Here is a 16126-nt window from a genome sequence, read left to right on the forward strand (position 1 = left end):
CCCGGCGCGACACTGCGACATCGACCACCAGCAGGAATGGGTCAAGGACCAAGGTCCGACGTCGATCGACAACGCCGGCCCCCGCTGCCGCAAGCACCACCTCATGAAGAACGCGCCCGGCTGGATCAACCACTACGACCCGGTCCACGGCACCTCGTCGGTCACCACACCGTTCGGCGTCACCTACGACGGCAAACGCGAACCCGTCCTCAACCCGAAATCGTCGAATCCCGGCGAGACACCCGACTCACCGACCGGCGACGCGTCCGGCACCCCGCCCGACGAGGATCCACCACCGTTCTGACGCCACCGAGCACAGTCGACCGAACGCGGTTCGTCACTGCGGATCACCACACCCCACGCAAATGTGGCGGATCATCCAGCCGCAGATACTCCCGTGCCCGCTTGTTCATCTCGGCCCCGTTGACATGCACCGAGTGCAGGATGCCGTTGTAAACGAGATCCCAGAGCCGGTGGTTCATCTGGAGGTCGCTGACGTGCGGCCGGACTCCGCGACCCTCGTCGTCAACCAGGTGCACCATGTACGCAACGCCGTCGATATGGACGGTGACTCGCTTCAAGCGATACGTCTTGACGTACCGCTTATCGGAGTCCGCCAACCAATCAGCTCCCGCCGACAGCTTGCTGCGACGGCCGATCCACATGAAGAGGAACGGCGGACCGACGACGAGGATCCAGAGCCAGACATTGTCGATCCAATCGAACCCCAGCCTGACGATGTAGACCGCGAGGACCAAGACGGAGCACGTCAACCCGGCAACAACCCGCGAGATCCGCGACGGGTAGTGCCACTCCAGGACATCCGCCTCGCCAGGCGGCGTCCGCGGCGCCTTCCCCGACGGCGACTCCTCGCTGGTCTCGCTCGTCGAGTTCTCGTTCACCAGTGGAGCGCTCGGAGGACGCGGCTCTCCCGTATCGGGGTCGGGCATGGGTGGGAGGTTCCGGATGTCCATCCCGATCACCACTCACGCAGGTGGAGCGGACGGTCCAACAGCAGGTACTCGCGAGCGCGCTTGTTTGTCTCGGCGGCGTTCACATGCACCGAGTGCAGGATGCCGTTGTAGGCCAGGTCCCAGAGACGGTGATTGATCTCCAGCACGCCGATACGGACCCGCGCACTACGGCCGGCCGAATCCAGCATCCGCACCGTGTGCGCCATACCGTCGATGTGCACCGTGACCTTCACCAGCTCGTACATCTTCACGTAGTCGCCAGTCGAGATCACCACCCAATCGGCGCCGGCCGAGACCCTCTGCTCACGGCCAACGAAAATGAACAGAAACGGCCACGGCAGAATCAACAGCCACATCCACCACGTCGCAACCCACCCGACGCCACCGTAGTGAAACGTCGCAACAACAAGGCAGATCACCGACATCACGACACCCGCCAGGACCCGCACGCCCTTCGTCGGAGCAGACCACTCCAACAACGGCCCCTCGCCATCCGGAGCCGGAATCGCCTTGTGCACACCAGAGTTGTGGCGCACCGGCTCGTCACGGTCCATTTGATCGGACGGAGCCTTCGGCGGTCGCGGCTCGCCGGTGTGGCGGTCCGGCATCGGCGGGAGCTGTTGGATGTCCATCACGCTCCCCAGCCGTAGAGATGCGGTGGGTCGTCCAACTGCAGGTACTTCCGAGCGCGCTTGTTCGTCTCCGCGCCGTTGACATGCACCGAGTGCAGAATCGCGTTGTAGACCAGGTCCCAGAGGCGGTGGTTGACCTGCAATACGCCGATGCGGGAACGCACGCTGCGCCCGGACGAGTCCACCATCTGCACCGCATGGGCCAAGCCGTCCACATGAACGGTTACCTTCACGAGCTCGTAGGTCTTCACATAATCTCCGCCGGAGATCGCCACCCAGGTTGCTCCCGCCGAGGCGCCGCCGGTTCTGCCGGCCAGGAGGAACACCGGGATCCGCAGGATCAGCAGTCCCCATAGCCACACGTTCCCGACCCAGTCGAACCCCAGGCGGAAGACGTACATCAGGAGAATCACCGCGCTGGTGATGACGCCGGCCAAAGCCCTCGCCGACCTCGTCGGGTAGTACCACTCGAGGCGCGGCCCCTCGGCGTCCGGACCTCGAGGAGCTCGTGCCGCATTGGAATCAGCGTTGCCGACACCGGCCGAATTCGAATTCTCCAGCGGCGCCGCCGGTGGGCGCGGCTCGCCGGTGTGGCGGTCCGGCATCGGTGGGAGCCTGCGGACGTCCACGGGACACGCTTACCAATCGCGCAGGTGCGGCGGGTGATCGAGCTGCAGGTACTCGCGGGCCCGCTTGTTCGTCTCCGCACCGTTCACATGCACCGAGTGCAGGATCCCGTTGTAGACCAGGTCCCAGAGACGGTGGTTGGCCTGCAAGTCACTGACCTGGGGGCGCATGCTGCGCCCCTCGTCGTCGACCAGTTGAACCATGTGCGCGATGCCATCGATATGGACGGTGACCTGTTTCAAGCGATAGGTCTTCACGTATTTCTTGTCGGTGTACGCAACCCAGTCGACGCCCGCAGAAACCTTCCCCCGACGGCCGACTAACAAGAAGACGAAGGGCGGCAGAGCCAACAACAGCCAGAGCCAGATGTTTCCCATCCAACTGAACCCGCCCTGAAAGATATACATGGCGAGCCCGACAGCCGTAACGAACAGACCGGCAGTAACCCTCCCCAGCCGGGACGGGTAGTGCCACTCAAGGGCCTCGGCCTCGCCGGGCGGCGTCCTCGGCGCCTTTTCCCGTGGCGAATCCTCGTTGATCTCACTTGTCGAGTTCTCGTTGACCAGTGGCGCAGCAGGTGGCCGCGGCTCGCCCGTGTGGCGGTCCGGCATCGGGGGCAGCTGCTGGATATCCATGTCTCCCTCAGAAGAGGTCGCTGACGAAGTTGCCTACCGACTTCGCACCGTCGGACAGCTTGTCACCTGCCCAGTTTGCTGCGTCGCCGGCCGCGTTGGCCACGTCATCGCCCCACTCCTCGACCGCGAAACCGACGCCCGCCGACACGATGGCGCCACCAGCCACAGCCCATCCGACGGGTCCGCCTGCGCTGGCAACGGCCGCAGTCGCAAGGGAACCGGCGACGAAGCTGCTGCGCCCGACGCCACCGCAGTGCCCGCGTCCTTGCCGCTTGAGATGTCCCACCCAACGCCGAGTGCGGTGATTCCGGCACCGACGACAGGGAGTTTGCTGCCCAACTTGACTGCGCCTCGCAGCATCGAGTTGGCGGGTGGCGCTTTCGGGTCATAGGAAGCGAAGTTCCTCGTCAGTGCTCGCTTCGCCGAGTCCGGCAGCCGATCCACCATCCGGGCGGTCCGGGTGGCGGTGGCCTTGTTCAACTCGGCTTGCTTGGCGAGGCGACGTTCGATCTCGAGGGCGTCGGCGCGGGCCTGGGCGTAGGGGTTGGTGCGGCCGCTCTTGGCGTAGGCGGCGGCTCGGTCGATGGCGGGGTCCATGGCGCGGGCGGCGGCGCGGTAGCCGCTGGTGCGCTGGGCCACGGCGCCGGCGAGGCCCGTCGAGATGTCGGCGATGTTGATGGGCGCCTTCTCGGCGTAGCCCTTCGCGAATCGTACGAACGCCTGCTGCGACTTGACGAACGCCTCGCGCGCCGGCGTGGCCGTGCGCTCGGCCTCGACGTAGGCCTTCACCTTCTGCTCGTGCGCCGACTGCGCCGCCGTGGCCTGGTCGTGGATCTGCTGCTGCCTCGGCGAGGGCGGCTTGTCGGTCGGCAACGCCGCCGGCGCGGCCGGGGCTGGGCCCGGGTCCTCGATGACGTGGCCGTTGACCGTCAGACCGCCCTTGCGCGCGATCTCCAACGCCTGCTCCATGCGCGACTTCGCCGTGTGGACGTCGTCGGCGTGCGAACCCAGTTTCGTCGACGTCTCGCCCAGGTCCTCGCCCAAACCGTCGATCTGCTTGCCGAACTGCGTCATCGTGCCGCGGAAACCGTCCGACGCGCCGCCCGTCCACGTGCCCTCCGACGCGCCGCGCGCGCCGTACACCTGCGAACCGGCCTCGTGCCCGTTCTCCGACCGCTGCGACAACCACTCGGCCACCCGGCGGATACTGCCCGGCTCGGCCTTGATCTCCGTGTCGATCGGCATCGCTACGCCCCCTCACCGGCGGCGTTCGCGACGTCCCGCCGACTGTCCTGCTCTGCCGTCTCGTACGCCTGCCGCCCCGACTCGACCGCGTCACCGGCGGCGCCGCAGCCCTCGACCACACCCGCCAACGACGTCGACAACGCCCCCACCAGGCCCTGCACCACGTCCGTGATCTCGCCCGCCTCGGGCGCACCCGGCGGATCGCCCGCCGCCTCCTCCAACGACGTCGCACCGCTGCGCAACTGCCGCGCGATACCGCCCAGATCGTCCCGCTCGACGCCGTAGCCGCTCACGACGCACCACCCGCCGCCGCGTTCCGCCGCTGGTCATCGGGCAGCACCGCGTTCCACAACACCTCGGTCGCACCACTGTCGACCACGATCTGCTGCAGATAGTCACTGCGCACCGACAGCCACGGCTGCCCCTCGCCGCAACCCTCGACGAGGCTCTCCAACGACGTGTACGCCAACACCACCAGACGTCCGTCCTCGAGCCGCCGCAGCTCGACGGTCGCCTCCTCGTCGCCGTACTGCACCCGCTCGGACGGCAGGAACACATCCTCGACCTCGTCGGAACCGGCGTCCACGAACTCGGGGCCGATCACCGCCGGCGGCACGGTCCCGGAAACCCCGTCAAGAGCCCCATATCGGTCAGCTGACACGTCGCCCTCCAGATCGCCGTGTCTGATTTACCCGCATGTTCGGAAATCAGCCGAAATGCGCGCTCACAGCCTGCGATCGGAGGCTAACACGAATTCACATGACCGGGATCGGATTCACTACCGAGACTCGAATTGAACACCGTTCGCCACACATTGCCCGGCAAGCACATCGCGCAAGTCCGAAATTTCGGACCGAACGGAACGAGAATGAGCTCGATCAGGTCCTCACCCGTATAACACGCCTTTCGCAGGGCTGTCGGTGATGACACCCCTGTTGTCGACTCGTCGACGGAAAGCCTGGAACGTCGACACGGACTCCGAGATGTTTTCGGGTATAACGCCCACGCACGACGTGCTGACCTCGAGCCTGCGCGAATTCCTAGGCGGCCGACCTCGGAGAGTCCGCTGCCTCCGAGGTCGGCCGCCGACTGGGCCCGGTTCGTCGAACAGGCCGTCGCGGGATGTTCAGTGCTCTACTCGTCGTCCTCGCCGCCGAGGATCCCCGCCTCCTTCAACTGCGGAAGCAATGCGTTGCGAACCAGGTCGATCCCGGATTTCACCGCGAGCGCCGAAGGGCTGTGAGTCGCATCCGTGATGGTCTTCGAGACCTCGACGAAACGGTCCACGACCTGCGGGTCCACACCGGCCGCCTTGAGCCCTTCCGGCGTCATGTTGAAGGTCTTGTCGAGGCCACGTTCGAACTGTGCGAGCTTCCCGGCATCAATACCGTTCCCGTACTCCTTCGCCCCATCGACGAACAACTGCTTGACCTTGTCCGGGCCGTCCTTGAGCCAGCTCTTTCCGTCCCCGGCCTCGTTGCCGGGTTGACCCTGGTCACCCGGCCCCTGGTCACCCGGTCCCTGGTCACCGTGCGGCCGATCCGGACCGCTGTCGACGTCGGTCCCCGGCCGGTCGGCGGGAAGCACGTCAGGACCGCTACTTTCGTGAGCCACCCCGTCGGCCGGGCTGTCGGGAGTGCTGCCGGAGCCACTGTCCGGCGCGGTCGGACTGTCCGGTGCAGTTGGACTGTCGGGCGCGGCCGACGAATCCGAAGCAGCTGGCGTGTTGTCGGTGCCGCCTCCCAGCCGATCCGAGATCGATCCGCCCGAACCCTGCCCGCCCGACGTGTGCTCGCCCGGCGAACCGGGCGTGGGTGCCTGCCCCTCCGGGGACGGCGAGTCGCCCGGCCACGCCGGGGCGTCGAAGAACTCCTCGTCACCCGATGCCACGCTCGAAGCATCACTGTCCGCACCGTCTCGACCGGCACCACCCGGACCGGTGCCATCCGGACCGGAGTCGGATTGCCCCGGCCACGCCGGGGCGTCGAAGAACTCCTCGTCACCCGATGCCACGCTCGAAGCATCACTGTCCGCACCGTCTCGACCGGCACCACCCGGACCAGTGCCATCCGGACCGGAGTCGGACGGGCCGCCCGGCGTGCTCTCCGCGGGGCCAGCCCCTCGGGAACCGCCGCCGGGCACGGTGTCCCCACCCGGCCCGTTGGAACCGCTACCGCTCGAACCCGCGCCACTCGAACCCGCACCGTTCGGGCCCGTGCCGCTCGGGACCGTGCCACTCGGGGCGGTCACATCCGGAGCCCTGCCGGTACTGGGCGTCGCACCGCCGCTGCTGATGCCTCCGCCGGAGGGCATGCCCCCACCCACACCACTTCCCACGGCCCGCGCCGCGTCGTCCGAGAGGGACGTGGTCGCCCTCGTCACGTCGCCGACCGCCCGGGCCGCGTCGTCCATGTTCCTCGACAACGTCGACACGTGGATGCCGATCTTGCCCAGCGCGATCCCCACCGTCGCTGCGACGGTGCCGAGGAAGATGCCGACCGACGTGCCGAACGTGAACGGCATGGCCGCGAGTGCCGCGAGCGCGCCGGCGATGATGCCGCCGAGCACCCCAGCGACGATGTCGCGGATGATCCCCCGCACGGCGCCGATGACGGCACCGCAGATCTCCATGGTCTTGCTCGTCGACTGGAGCGACTCGCTCAAGGCGTCCAAACCGTCCGCGAGCTCGCTGGTGGTCTTGTCGAACGCCTCCGCGGCCGCGCCCGACCACGACTCCATCAGTTTCCTCAGGTCGCTCCGGACGTCCTCCGCCCAGGCCGCGACCTTGTCCTTGGCATCCTCCAGAGCAGACGTCGCCGTCTTGATGCCCTCGGGGTCGCCCAGCAACAGATCCAGCGGGACACGGAACGGCGTCACGTGTTCGATGAGCCATCCGATCCCCGCGGCGAAGACCGTGCCCAGCGGGTCGATCACCAAACCGAGGACATCGAAAGCCAGACCGGCGCCTGCGATGCCCGCAGTCACCGTGTCGCCGTCCTGGACGGCGACGTGCAGGGAGTCGATCGTGTTGCCGATGCCCAGCCGAGCGTGCGCGTGTCGTCGCTCTCGATCAGGTCCTTCGGGTCGTGCCAGATGTCGCCGGGCCGGTAATCGACGTTGTCGGCGTAGTCGTTGTCTTCGTCCGCCTCTTCCTTCGTGTCGCTCACAGGTCGTACTCCGACATCGCCGCCTGCACGCTGCGCTCCTGCTCCATATAGGACTCCCGGGCGTTGCTGAGCTTCTCCTTGTGCACGTCGATCGTTTCGCCGTAGTCGCGCAACGCCTCGCCCGTCTTGCTGCACGCGTCCGACGCGGCGGCGCCGATGACCTGGCCGACGCCGACACCGAACAGGCCCGGATCGAGCATCATCCCGGCCACCAGGTCGCCGATCTCACGCACCTCGTCCGACATCGAGGCCAGCCTCTTCTCCATGGGGTCGAAGACATCCGTGTCCTCGACCTCGTACTGGCCGCTCACCAGGGATTCCCCTCCTCGTCGTCCGGACGCTGGGGCGGCCGTCGCCGCTGCTCCGGCCTCGGTGTCGACTGCGGTGGCTGCTGGGCGGTGTGCGGCGGCCGGGGTTTCGCGGCTTCCTCGGCGTCGGCCTCCGGTGCGAACTTGTCCCGCTCGGTCGACTCGTCGGCGTTCGGGTCGGGAGGCAGGAAGCTCCGCATCATCTCGACGGCCTCCTGGTTTCCGGTGATCGACTCCACCGAACGCACCACGGCCCGCGCCGTCTGACTCTGCGCCTGACGCACGGTCTCCATGATCGTGGTCGTCAGTCTCGCCTCGCCCAGTTCGCACGCACGCTTGCCGAGCTGAATGCTGCGCAGTGCTCCGTTCGGCGCCAGTGACACCGTGACCGCGCCGTCCCGCGACGTCACCGTCGCCGCCGCCGCGGCCATCGCCTCCTGCAGCTCATGCGCCTGCTGTTGCATCTGGCCCGCCTGCCGCTCGAGATAGTGCTGCAGGTCCTCGCCGGGCCTCAGATTCGGTTCCACCACTCTCCTCGCATCTCCGAGAGATCTCCTATGTCCACAGCGGACAGTCCTCGGCGGTCACGCCCGAAGCCTTCCACTCACGCGACGACGGGACCAGCCTCGGGTTCGAATTCGAACAACATCCGCTCACATGAGCACGTTCCTGCCCGATTCGCCCTCCGGTATATGCGTTGCGGTGCGGGCGTTGCTAGCGTTCGGGCCAGCTCTGCGAGTCAGGCACTCCGTTCGGAAAGGCGGGCAACACACGGTGTCCGATAAGTACGACTTCGTCCTCGGCAGCGTCGAGGCCAGTGTCGTCGGACAAGCCCTGGGCGTCGACATTCGGCGTTTCCCACTGCGCATTCGCAACACCACCATCGATCGGGACCGACTGCGCGGGCTGGCGGCTCGCGTCGGTGACCGCCTGGCCGAACGCGGCCTGCTCGCCGGAAGATCGGGCGGCGAGCCGAACCCGCGCCTGAAGAGGGCGTTCGAGTTGCTCGCCGATCATCGTGTTTCCGTTGCCGTGAGCGGGATCGACGCTCGCCAGCATGACATCGCGGCATTGTTGGTCACCGATGGCGCCGAGGCCCTCCGAATCACCCAACGGCACGGCGAGGACGAGCTCTACTTCACGTCGTTGTCCGACGACGACTTCCTCGGCACCGTCGCCGACGCACTACCGCGCATGGGAGCCGCGCCGGGGGCCGGGGCGACGATCAGACACAGTGCCGCCAAGTATCGCTCGGCCTACTCCGCACACAAGGCAGCCGAACGGGACCACGAAGAGGCGGAGACCCAAGCCTTCGGCAACCTGAAGATCGTCCGGATGACCGAGACACCGCGCAGATCCCGCGGCAGCACGCTCACCGAGGAGCAGCAACTGGGTCGAGCCCTCTCGGGTGAGCGCATGGGCGTCGGTCGGATAGTCGCGTCCGGGCACGGGGGCAGGGCGACGCGCCGCCTGCTCAGCTGGGTCGACACCGACGACGGCCGCCATCTGATCCACATCGAGGAAACCGGCGACGAGTTGGTCGCGCGGTACGAGCCGACGGGATATGCCGACCTGTCGAGAGCTATCCGCGACCTCGTCGCAGACCTGTACTGAATGCCGACCCGTACCGAGTTTCGGAGCCAGTGATGAACGACCACGCCGCAGCCTCTACCGAACAGGCGCCGACCGCTCGGATGCTGAGCGGCCGTGAACTCAAGGATCTGGCCGAGAGCGGCCAGTTCAGTGTGGACGACTCCACGGGCGAGCGCATGATCCAGGCTTTCGAGGACATTGTCGATGCCCTGGAGGAACGGTGGTCCACGATCGAGAAGCTCGCCCGCTCGCCGGAGCTTAGTTCGACACAGACCGCGCAGTGGGTCGCCCGGCACACGGTCAACACGGCCTCCGACGAACAGGGACTGCTCACCCAGCTGCGGCAGGCGCGCGCCGAACTGCCGCAGTACATCGAAGCCATCCGGGAAGCCAAGCGACGGTACACCGACACCGACGCCTCGACGAAGTCGACGCTGAGCGATTTCCACGCCCAACCTTGAAATCTCGTTCCACTTCACCAGAATGAGGTGCCAGCGCCGTGGCTCAGTCCACAGTAGACGAGAAGACCCGCGCCGTTTCCGACCCGCAGAGCGCCGAATACGACCCGGCGAGTCCCCATTACGATGTCACGGCTGACTCGTCGTCGACGTTCTACGCCGGTGACATCGGAACAGCGGCGATGTCGGGCCACGACCTGCGACGGGAGGCCGAGGAGGAGGTCGAGCGGTTCCCGCTGAACGTGTTCAGCAACCTCGGCCTCCGTGATCCGCTCACCCAGGCCGTGTACCAGAACAAGGTGGACGAAGCCAAGGAGAGCCTGCCCGACGGTATCGACATCCGGCAGATGGGCGACGTGCCGAAATCCTTGTGGGACAACGCATCCCACGAACAGATGGTCGAGACCCTCAACAGCAACGCCAACTCCGCCACGGTCGCGGAGACGTCCGAGGAATGGGTCAGCCTGGGTAACGAGCTCACCCTGCACCAGAAGGCCGTCGCGGATGCCATCAACGACAGCCTCGGCGACTGGCACGGCGAAGCCGGTGACGCTGCGCGACGCCACCTGGCACAGGTCGCCCAGTGGCTGGGCAGCACCGCCCAGGGCTCGGTTCTCACCGGCCGGCAGCAGCAGACCCACTCCCAGACTCTCAACGAGACGCAGAAGGCCATGGCGGACAACCCGCCGGTGCCCTTCTCGGCATCGGCGGCGAACGCGCGTCTGGCGTCGATCTCGGACCCTGGTCAGCTCGCCGCGGCGACCATGCAGGAACTCGCCAACCAGGAACGCAGCGAAGCGGCTCGCGAGCAGGCGGCGCGCATCATGAACCAGTTCGACGACACCGTGGGCAGCGCTACCGACATGCCGCTGTTCATGGCGCCACCGAAACTGGCCGGCGCAGGAGGAGCGAGTGCCGCTGCCGGCGGCGTCGACGCCGGGCGGGGTGACCTGCGGAGCCTGAACGAGTCCGGCAACCGCCCCGAGATGGCCGGCGCCGGTGCCGGGGCGAACGCCGTCGCGGACGGAATCGCCGGCGCGACGGTCTCGGCGCGCCCGCCGGCGGCATGACCGGCGGTACGAGCGCCCATGGCCTCGGTATCGAGGACACGGGCGCACGCGCCGGGAACGTGACGGGTGATGCCGGAGGCGGGAGCCACGGCGCGGACTACCAGCCGCACATCGCACAGATCCCGGACGCATCCATGACCGGCACAACGGACGGCATCCCGGCAGGCGGCGTTCCCTCGGGCGCGATCTCGTCGAACGACATCTCGCCGGACCCGGGCCGGTACGTGCCGAACACGCCGATCCCGAACGACCGGAACGCCATCGGGGGCACCCACAGCGGCGTCTCCGTGCCCGATGTCGAACCGCCGGAGTTCACCGACACCACCGGCTCGTCCTCGTACACACCGCCGCGGATCGACGTGCCGGACGTCAGGACAGGCCACGGCACGCCCGGCTGGAACGGCGGTACGAACGGCGACATATCCAACAGGCTTGGCGGCGGCCCGGGCGCCGCCGGCGGCATCGGTGCCGGCGGCCTCGGGGCGGGCGGTGCGCTCGGCGCAGGAGGCGCCGGTGGCTCGGCCGCAGGGGGCCGGCCCGGCGCGGACACGTGCCGGGCGCAACGTGCCGGGCGGCGCTGTCGCGGGCGCGCGCATCCGGGGCCTCGGGCCAGCCCGGCGGGGCCGCGAGCGGCCCCGCCGCTGCGACCGGGCGAGGCGCGGGTGGCGTGCCGGGAGCGGGATGGCACCCGGCATGGCACCGATGGGCGGCAAGAAGGATGAGGAGGAGAAGGAACACCGCGTCGCCGCTTACCTGGAGGACGACGAGGACTTCTTCGCCGCCGGTCAAGCGATCGCCCCGCCGGTCATCGGTGACTGGGAGAACAACAAGGACGAGAACTGGAAGTAGGACGCCGGACACTCCGCGTCACTGCAGGTCAGCTGACACGTGCCCGCCGATCGGGTGATCCATGCCATTCGATGTCACGGGGTGATAACGGCACGGGGGCGAACGTCGATACGCCGGACGAACCCCGTACACATCCCCCGACCGATACGGAGATGGCCCATGTGGACATCTACCTCGGGCACGCTCGGACTGGCAGGACTGGCCGCATGGTCGGTCACCGGCGTGCTGGCGTTCCTGGTGGCAGGACTTGCGTTCCTGCTGCTGGTTTCGCTCGTGGTGCTCTCACCGAGCCCCTCGCGGTAACCCCGAACCGCGAACGGGCACCACGCGTACACCTCGGCCGGTCCCGCCAACCCCGAGCAACGCCTCGACAGACCCCCGACCGCCACGAAGGACCCGGGTTCGAAGCCCCCGACTTCGAAAGACCCGGCTCCGTCCCGACTCGTGGCGAGCTTCGAGACGTAGCAGGCAGGACGCAGGCCGTCGTGCGGACACGAGCGGCGCCGGACGGCAACCCCGAACCGCCGGCGCGCTCGTGCCCATCACAGCCATGCGCTGGACAGCCGTGCGCTGGACAGGAGCCGTGCGTTCAGGACGTGCGACTCGGCCTCGTCAGAGCTGGGCCTTGACGCGTTTGGACGCCTTGCGGTGCCACGTCTGCTCGACCAGCTCGCGCAGCCGGGCCGCGTCGACGAGCCCGAGGTCCACGACGACCACACCGCAGCCGTCGTAGTGCGGAGTGGTGGAGAACGCCGGATCACCCGACGCGAGCAGCGTTTCCTTCGCGTCCAGACCACACATGAGGACCAGGCCACCCTCGGCCTCGGTGCGCAGTCGCGCGAAACTCTTGCCGCCCACCTTCAACGCGGGCGTGCCGTACAGCGTCGACTCCGTGACCTCCGGCAACTCGGTGGCGAACGCCACCACGTCTTCCCACTTCACCGGACTCGAAATCACAACGCCCTTTCGACGCGCGGATCGATCTCACCGAGAGCGACGAGGCGCGCGTGGCGCGTGCGGGCATGCCGCTTCGCCGCGCGCCGGTCCTCCCACACGACCAGGACGGCCGCGCCGACCAGGATCAGCACGCAGAGGCTGATGACCGTTGCCAGGTACACGCCATCTCCTTTGATGTGGTGTGTGCGGCAGATCACAGAGTGTACCTGAGCATCCGCTCACACGCCACCCGCGTCCGGTCGGCCGGAACCGACCTCTGCCTGCAGCTTTTCCCGACCAACGGCGTCCACCATTTGCGCGCCTTATCGGGCAGAACTGCAACGAACGAGGCAGACTCCGGCTATCAACTGAATAAACATCGGCTCATCGCGTCATGAGGTCAGCACGCGCCAGTCACCTCAACGAACGGCATGCGAGCAGATCTCGCCGGGGGACCGTGGCGACACGGCGGCGAACGCGTCCATTGGACGTGCGGAGACGGAGTGATGTATGGCGCACGGCATCGAAAGGGGCCGCCCCACGGGCAGTCCCGGACCAGCGGGAACCCGCACCCTGACGGTTGCGGCACTGGATCCCGTCCCGGTCTTCCGGGAAGGTCTCAACGTCCTGATCAGCAAGACACCCGGCCTGCAGTGGGCGGGCCACGCAGCGAGCCACCATGCGTCGCTCCAGCTGTGCGAACAGCTGCGACCGAACATCGTGATCCTCGACTCGGGCTTCGACCCGCACTGCCACCTGGTGCGGCTGCTGCGTGACGGCGACCCGACCCTCGTGGTCGTCGTCCTCGTGCGCGACGCCCACCGCACGCCCCAGTTCCTGTCGACGGCCGCGACCGCCGGCGCGCACGCCACGGTTCCGCGCACCGCCGAACCGCGGCGGCTCGCCGAGGCGATCCGCCGGGCGCACATCGACCGCCGCTACACCGACCCCGCGCTGGCCGCGCTCACCGCGCGCCCCAAGCGCCAGTCGTCGGCCGAGGGCACCGATCCCGGCCAGCGGCAGCAGATGCCGTTGTCCCGCCGCGAGTACCAGGTGTTGCAGCTGGTCGCCGAAGGTCTGGAGAACTCGGCGATCGCCAAGACGCTGTTCCTGTCGGTGGAGACGGTGCGCACGCACGTCAAGAGCATTCTGCGCAAGCTGTCCGCCCGCGACCGCACCCACGCGGTGACCAAGGCGTTCCGCTCGGGGATCCTCATTCCGCGTCCGGAGGAGAGCACCGCGCCGTCGGCCGACGGCGCCGTCACGGCTCCGCCGCCGCAACACACGCCGCCGGCGGCGCCGCCCGCAGCGGCCGCCGTGCGGCCGACGACACCCGGCGCGGGCGGCGTCACGGCGTAGGGATCGGGCAGGCGGCGTAGCGATCCGGCGCCCGACCGGTCGACGGCGTTCGGACGAGACCCAGAAAACAGCTTCCCCGGGTTGCCGTCGGTTACTTAGGGGTAATATCCTCAAGTTACCGGCGAGTAGGGCCGTGTCCCACGCTGTTCACACCCTGGACGGCACACGGACGTCACCGCAGTGCCCAGCCGCCACATCCCGAACAACCCTCGTACGGAGCGACGACATGGGCCACTACAAGAGCAACGTCCGAGACCTGGAGTTCAACCTCTTCGAGGTCCTCGGCATCCAGGATCGTCTCGGCAAGGGCGTGCTGGCGGAGTCCGATGAGGAAACCGCCCGCGGCGTACTGTCCGAGCTCAACAACCTCGCCGTCGGCCCGCTGGCCGAGTCGTTCGAGGACGCGGACCGCAACCCGCCGGTATACGACCCGAAGACCTTCTCCGCCACGCTGCCGGAGTCGTTCAAGAAGAGCTACCAGGCGCTGTGGGACGGCGAGTGGTGGCGCATCGGCCTCACCAACAAGCTCGGCGGCTTCGGCCTGCCGCCGTCGGTGCAGTGGGCCGCCTCGGAGCTGATCCTCGGCGCGAACCCGGCGCTGTACATGTACATGGCCGGCCCGAACTTCGCGATGGTCGTCGACGAGAACGGCACCGAGGAGCAGCAGCGCTGGGCCCAGATCATGATCGACCGCGCATGGGGCGCCACGATGGTGCTCACCGAGCCGGACGCCGGTTCGGACGTCGGCGCGGGCCGCACGAAGGCCGTCAAGCAGGAGGACGGCTCGTGGCACATCGACGGCGTGAAGCGGTTCATCACCTCCGCCGACCAGGACATGACCGAGAACATCATGCACCTGGTGCTCGCCCGCCCCGAGGGCCACGGCCCCGGCACCAAGGGCCTGTCGCTGTTCCTCGTGCCGAAGTTCCACTTCGACTCGGGCACCGGTGAGCTCGGCGAGCGCAACGGCGCCTACGTCACCAACGTCGAGCACAAGATGGGCCTGAAGGTCTCCACCACGTGCGAGCTGACGTTCGGCCAGCACGGCACGCCCGCCAAGGGTTGGCTGCTGGGCGAGGTGCACAACGGCATCGCGCAGATGTTCCAGGTCATCGAGTACGCGCGCATGATGGTCGGCACCAAGGCCATCGCGACGCTGTCCACCGGTTACCTCAACGCGCTCGAGTACGCCAAGGAGCGTGAGCAGGGTCCGGACCTGACGCGGCAGACCGACAAGGAAGCCCCGCGCGTCACCATCACGCACCACCCCGACGTGCGCCGCAGCCTGATGCTGCAGAAGGCCTACGCCGAGGGCCTGCGCGCCGTGTACCTGTACACCGCGTCGTTCCAGGACGTCGTGTGGACAAAGGAGGACGGCGAGGCCGACGAGGACACCGTCAAGCTCGCCGAGCGGGTCAACGACCTGCTCCTGCCGATCGTCAAGGGCGTCGGCTCCGAGCGCGCCACCGAGCAGCTCGTGCAGTCGCTGCAGACGTTCGGCGGCTCCGGCTTCCTGCAGGAGTACCCGGTCGAGCAGTACATCCGCGACGCGAAGATCGACTCGCTGTACGAGGGCACCACGGCCATCCAGTCGATGGACTTCTTCTTCCGGAAGATCGTCCGCGACAAGGGCCAGGCGCTGACCTACATCGCCGGTGAGATCACGAAGTTCATCGAGTCCGAGGCCGGCAACGGCCGCCTGAAGAAGGAGCGCGAGCTCCTCAAGCAGGCCCTCGACGACACCCAGGGCATCCTCGGCTCGATGATCGGCAACCTGACCTCCGCGCAGGAAGACGTCAAGAACGTCTACAAGGTCGGTCAGCACAGCGTGCGCCTGCTGATGTCGGCCGGCGACCTGATCGTCGGCTGGAAGCTGCTCGAGCAGGCCGAGATCGCGCTCGGCAAGCTCGACGGCGCGTCCGCCAAGGACAAGAGCTTCTACGAGGGCAAGATCGCCGTGGCCTCGTTCTTCGCGAAGCAGGTCCTGCCCGAGCTGACCGCCCGCCGCGCTATCGCCGAGGCCGCCGACAACGACCTCATGGAGGTCGACGAGGCCGCGTTCTGATCGACTGATCAGTGAGCGCAGCGCTCGCGTACTGCGCAGCGCTGCCCCGCAGCGCTCGGACGCCGAGCGCACGAGGACCGGGCACTCCGGCCGTTCATCCCCCTGGCGGCCGGAGTGCCCTTTTTCGTGTTCCGGGCATGCGCTCCGGCACCGGCTGACACCCCGATCGCCGGCGTCGCCCCGGGCGCACCGGGGCCGTCACTCGGGC

The 16126-nt window shown here is 67.9% G+C and carries 21 protein-coding genes; 7 read left to right on the forward strand and 14 right to left on the reverse strand.

Annotation, left to right across the window (positions count from 1 at the left end; genetic code table 11):
- Window positions 1-347: 347 nt before the first annotated feature.
- The 11 genes from BJF85_RS25200 to BJF85_RS25250 form a co-directional block, all read right to left on the reverse strand.
- A complete protein-coding gene (locus tag BJF85_RS25200) occupies window positions 348-902 on the reverse strand; it encodes a hypothetical protein (RefSeq protein WP_255375922.1) in 555 nt (184 codons plus the stop codon).
- 77 nt (window positions 903-979) lie between these two features.
- Entirely contained in the window at window positions 980-1606 is a 627-nt protein-coding gene (locus BJF85_RS25205) for a hypothetical protein (RefSeq protein WP_255375923.1), read from the reverse strand.
- Window positions 1606-2211, reverse strand: a complete 606-nt coding sequence (locus BJF85_RS25210) for a hypothetical protein (RefSeq protein ID WP_255375924.1) — start codon at window positions 2209-2211, stop codon at window positions 1606-1608. The genes BJF85_RS25205 and BJF85_RS25210 overlap by 1 nt, the downstream gene beginning before the upstream one ends.
- 33 nt (window positions 2212-2244) lie before the next feature.
- The gene (locus tag BJF85_RS25215) at window positions 2245-2868 is read right to left on the reverse strand and encodes a hypothetical protein (RefSeq protein ID WP_255375925.1); all 624 of its coding nucleotides are present in this window, start codon (window positions 2866-2868) and stop codon (window positions 2245-2247) included.
- A 33-nt stretch (window positions 2869-2901) separates the two neighbouring features.
- Window positions 2902-4113 (reverse strand): WXG100 family type VII secretion target, encoded by a 1212-nt coding sequence (locus BJF85_RS25220; RefSeq protein WP_075850404.1) that lies wholly within the window; start codon window positions 4111-4113, stop codon window positions 2902-2904.
- A 2-nt stretch (window positions 4114-4115) separates the two neighbouring features.
- Complete coding sequence (locus tag BJF85_RS25225) at window positions 4116-4406, reverse strand: hypothetical protein (protein ID WP_075850405.1); 291 nt, start codon at window positions 4404-4406, stop codon at window positions 4116-4118.
- Window positions 4403-4774: an SAV_915 family protein gene (locus BJF85_RS25230; RefSeq protein WP_083666695.1), complete on the reverse strand. Its 372-nt coding sequence runs from the start codon at window positions 4772-4774 to the stop codon at window positions 4403-4405. The genes BJF85_RS25225 and BJF85_RS25230 overlap by 4 nt, the downstream gene beginning before the upstream one ends.
- 473 nt (window positions 4775-5247) lie before the next feature.
- Window positions 5248-7098: a WXG100 family type VII secretion target gene (locus tag BJF85_RS25235; protein WP_075850406.1), complete on the reverse strand. Its 1851-nt coding sequence runs from the start codon at window positions 7096-7098 to the stop codon at window positions 5248-5250.
- Window positions 7095-7280, reverse strand: a complete 186-nt coding sequence (locus BJF85_RS28310; protein WP_075850407.1) for a hypothetical protein — start codon at window positions 7278-7280, stop codon at window positions 7095-7097. The genes BJF85_RS25235 and BJF85_RS28310 overlap by 4 nt, the downstream gene beginning before the upstream one ends.
- Complete coding sequence (locus BJF85_RS28315) at window positions 7277-7591, reverse strand: hypothetical protein (protein WP_075850408.1); 315 nt, start codon at window positions 7589-7591, stop codon at window positions 7277-7279. The genes BJF85_RS28310 and BJF85_RS28315 overlap by 4 nt, the downstream gene beginning before the upstream one ends.
- Window positions 7588-8115, reverse strand: coding sequence for a YbaB/EbfC family nucleoid-associated protein (locus BJF85_RS25250; RefSeq protein ID WP_075850409.1), 528 nt, complete (start codon window positions 8113-8115; stop codon window positions 7588-7590). The genes BJF85_RS28315 and BJF85_RS25250 overlap by 4 nt, the downstream gene beginning before the upstream one ends.
- Window positions 8116-8245: 130 nt before the next feature.
- Here BJF85_RS25250 and BJF85_RS25255 point away from each other — a divergent pair, with 130 nt between their 5' ends.
- From BJF85_RS25255 to BJF85_RS26945, 3 genes are all read left to right on the forward strand, one after another.
- Window positions 8246-9202: an ESX secretion-associated protein EspG gene (locus tag BJF85_RS25255; protein ID WP_255375926.1), complete on the forward strand. Its 957-nt coding sequence runs from the start codon at window positions 8246-8248 to the stop codon at window positions 9200-9202.
- Window positions 9203-9234: 32 nt separating this feature from the next.
- Window positions 9235-9642 carry a hypothetical protein gene (locus tag BJF85_RS25260; RefSeq protein WP_075850411.1) on the forward strand — a complete coding sequence of 136 codons (408 nt, stop codon included), beginning with the start codon at window positions 9235-9237 and terminating at the stop codon, window positions 9640-9642.
- 239 nt (window positions 9643-9881) lie between these two features.
- Entirely contained in the window at window positions 9882-10709 is an 828-nt protein-coding gene (locus BJF85_RS26945; protein ID WP_139320860.1) for a hypothetical protein, read from the forward strand.
- A gap of 97 nt (window positions 10710-10806) precedes the next feature.
- Here BJF85_RS26945 and BJF85_RS26950 read toward each other — a convergent pair whose 3' ends face one another.
- Entirely contained in the window at window positions 10807-11130 is a 324-nt protein-coding gene (locus BJF85_RS26950; protein WP_083666698.1) for a hypothetical protein, read from the reverse strand.
- A gap of 272 nt (window positions 11131-11402) precedes the next feature.
- Between BJF85_RS26950 and BJF85_RS28320 the strand changes: the two genes are divergently transcribed.
- Together BJF85_RS28320 and BJF85_RS28325 are read left to right on the forward strand one after the other, a co-directional pair.
- Window positions 11403-11558: a hypothetical protein gene (locus BJF85_RS28320; protein WP_158057153.1), complete on the forward strand. Its 156-nt coding sequence runs from the start codon at window positions 11403-11405 to the stop codon at window positions 11556-11558.
- A 159-nt stretch (window positions 11559-11717) separates the two neighbouring features.
- Entirely contained in the window at window positions 11718-11861 is a 144-nt protein-coding gene (locus BJF85_RS28325) for a hypothetical protein (protein ID WP_158057155.1), read from the forward strand.
- Between the two features lie 309 nt (window positions 11862-12170).
- Here the strand turns inward: BJF85_RS28325 and BJF85_RS25270 are convergent, their stop codons facing one another.
- Both BJF85_RS25270 and BJF85_RS28580 read right to left on the reverse strand, forming a co-directional pair.
- Window positions 12171-12500 (reverse strand): MmcQ/YjbR family DNA-binding protein, encoded by a 330-nt coding sequence (locus BJF85_RS25270; RefSeq protein WP_255375927.1) that lies wholly within the window; start codon window positions 12498-12500, stop codon window positions 12171-12173.
- 11 nt (window positions 12501-12511) lie between these two features.
- On the reverse strand, window positions 12512-12676 hold the full coding sequence (locus tag BJF85_RS28580; protein ID WP_187346968.1) for a hypothetical protein: 165 nt from the start codon (window positions 12674-12676) through the stop codon (window positions 12512-12514).
- 328 nt (window positions 12677-13004) lie between these two features.
- Here BJF85_RS28580 and BJF85_RS25275 point away from each other — a divergent pair, with 328 nt between their 5' ends.
- Together BJF85_RS25275 and BJF85_RS25280 are read left to right on the forward strand one after the other, a co-directional pair.
- On the forward strand, window positions 13005-13853 hold the full coding sequence (locus tag BJF85_RS25275) for a response regulator transcription factor (protein ID WP_075850412.1): 849 nt from the start codon (window positions 13005-13007) through the stop codon (window positions 13851-13853).
- A gap of 226 nt (window positions 13854-14079) precedes the next feature.
- Window positions 14080-15918: an acyl-CoA dehydrogenase gene (locus BJF85_RS25280; RefSeq protein WP_075850413.1), complete on the forward strand. Its 1839-nt coding sequence runs from the start codon at window positions 14080-14082 to the stop codon at window positions 15916-15918.
- Window positions 15919-16126 lie beyond the last annotated feature (208 nt).

The sequence above is a fragment of the Saccharomonospora sp. CUA-673 genome, assembly GCF_001942305.1.
Lineage (GTDB): Bacteria > Actinomycetota > Actinomycetes > Mycobacteriales > Pseudonocardiaceae > Prauserella.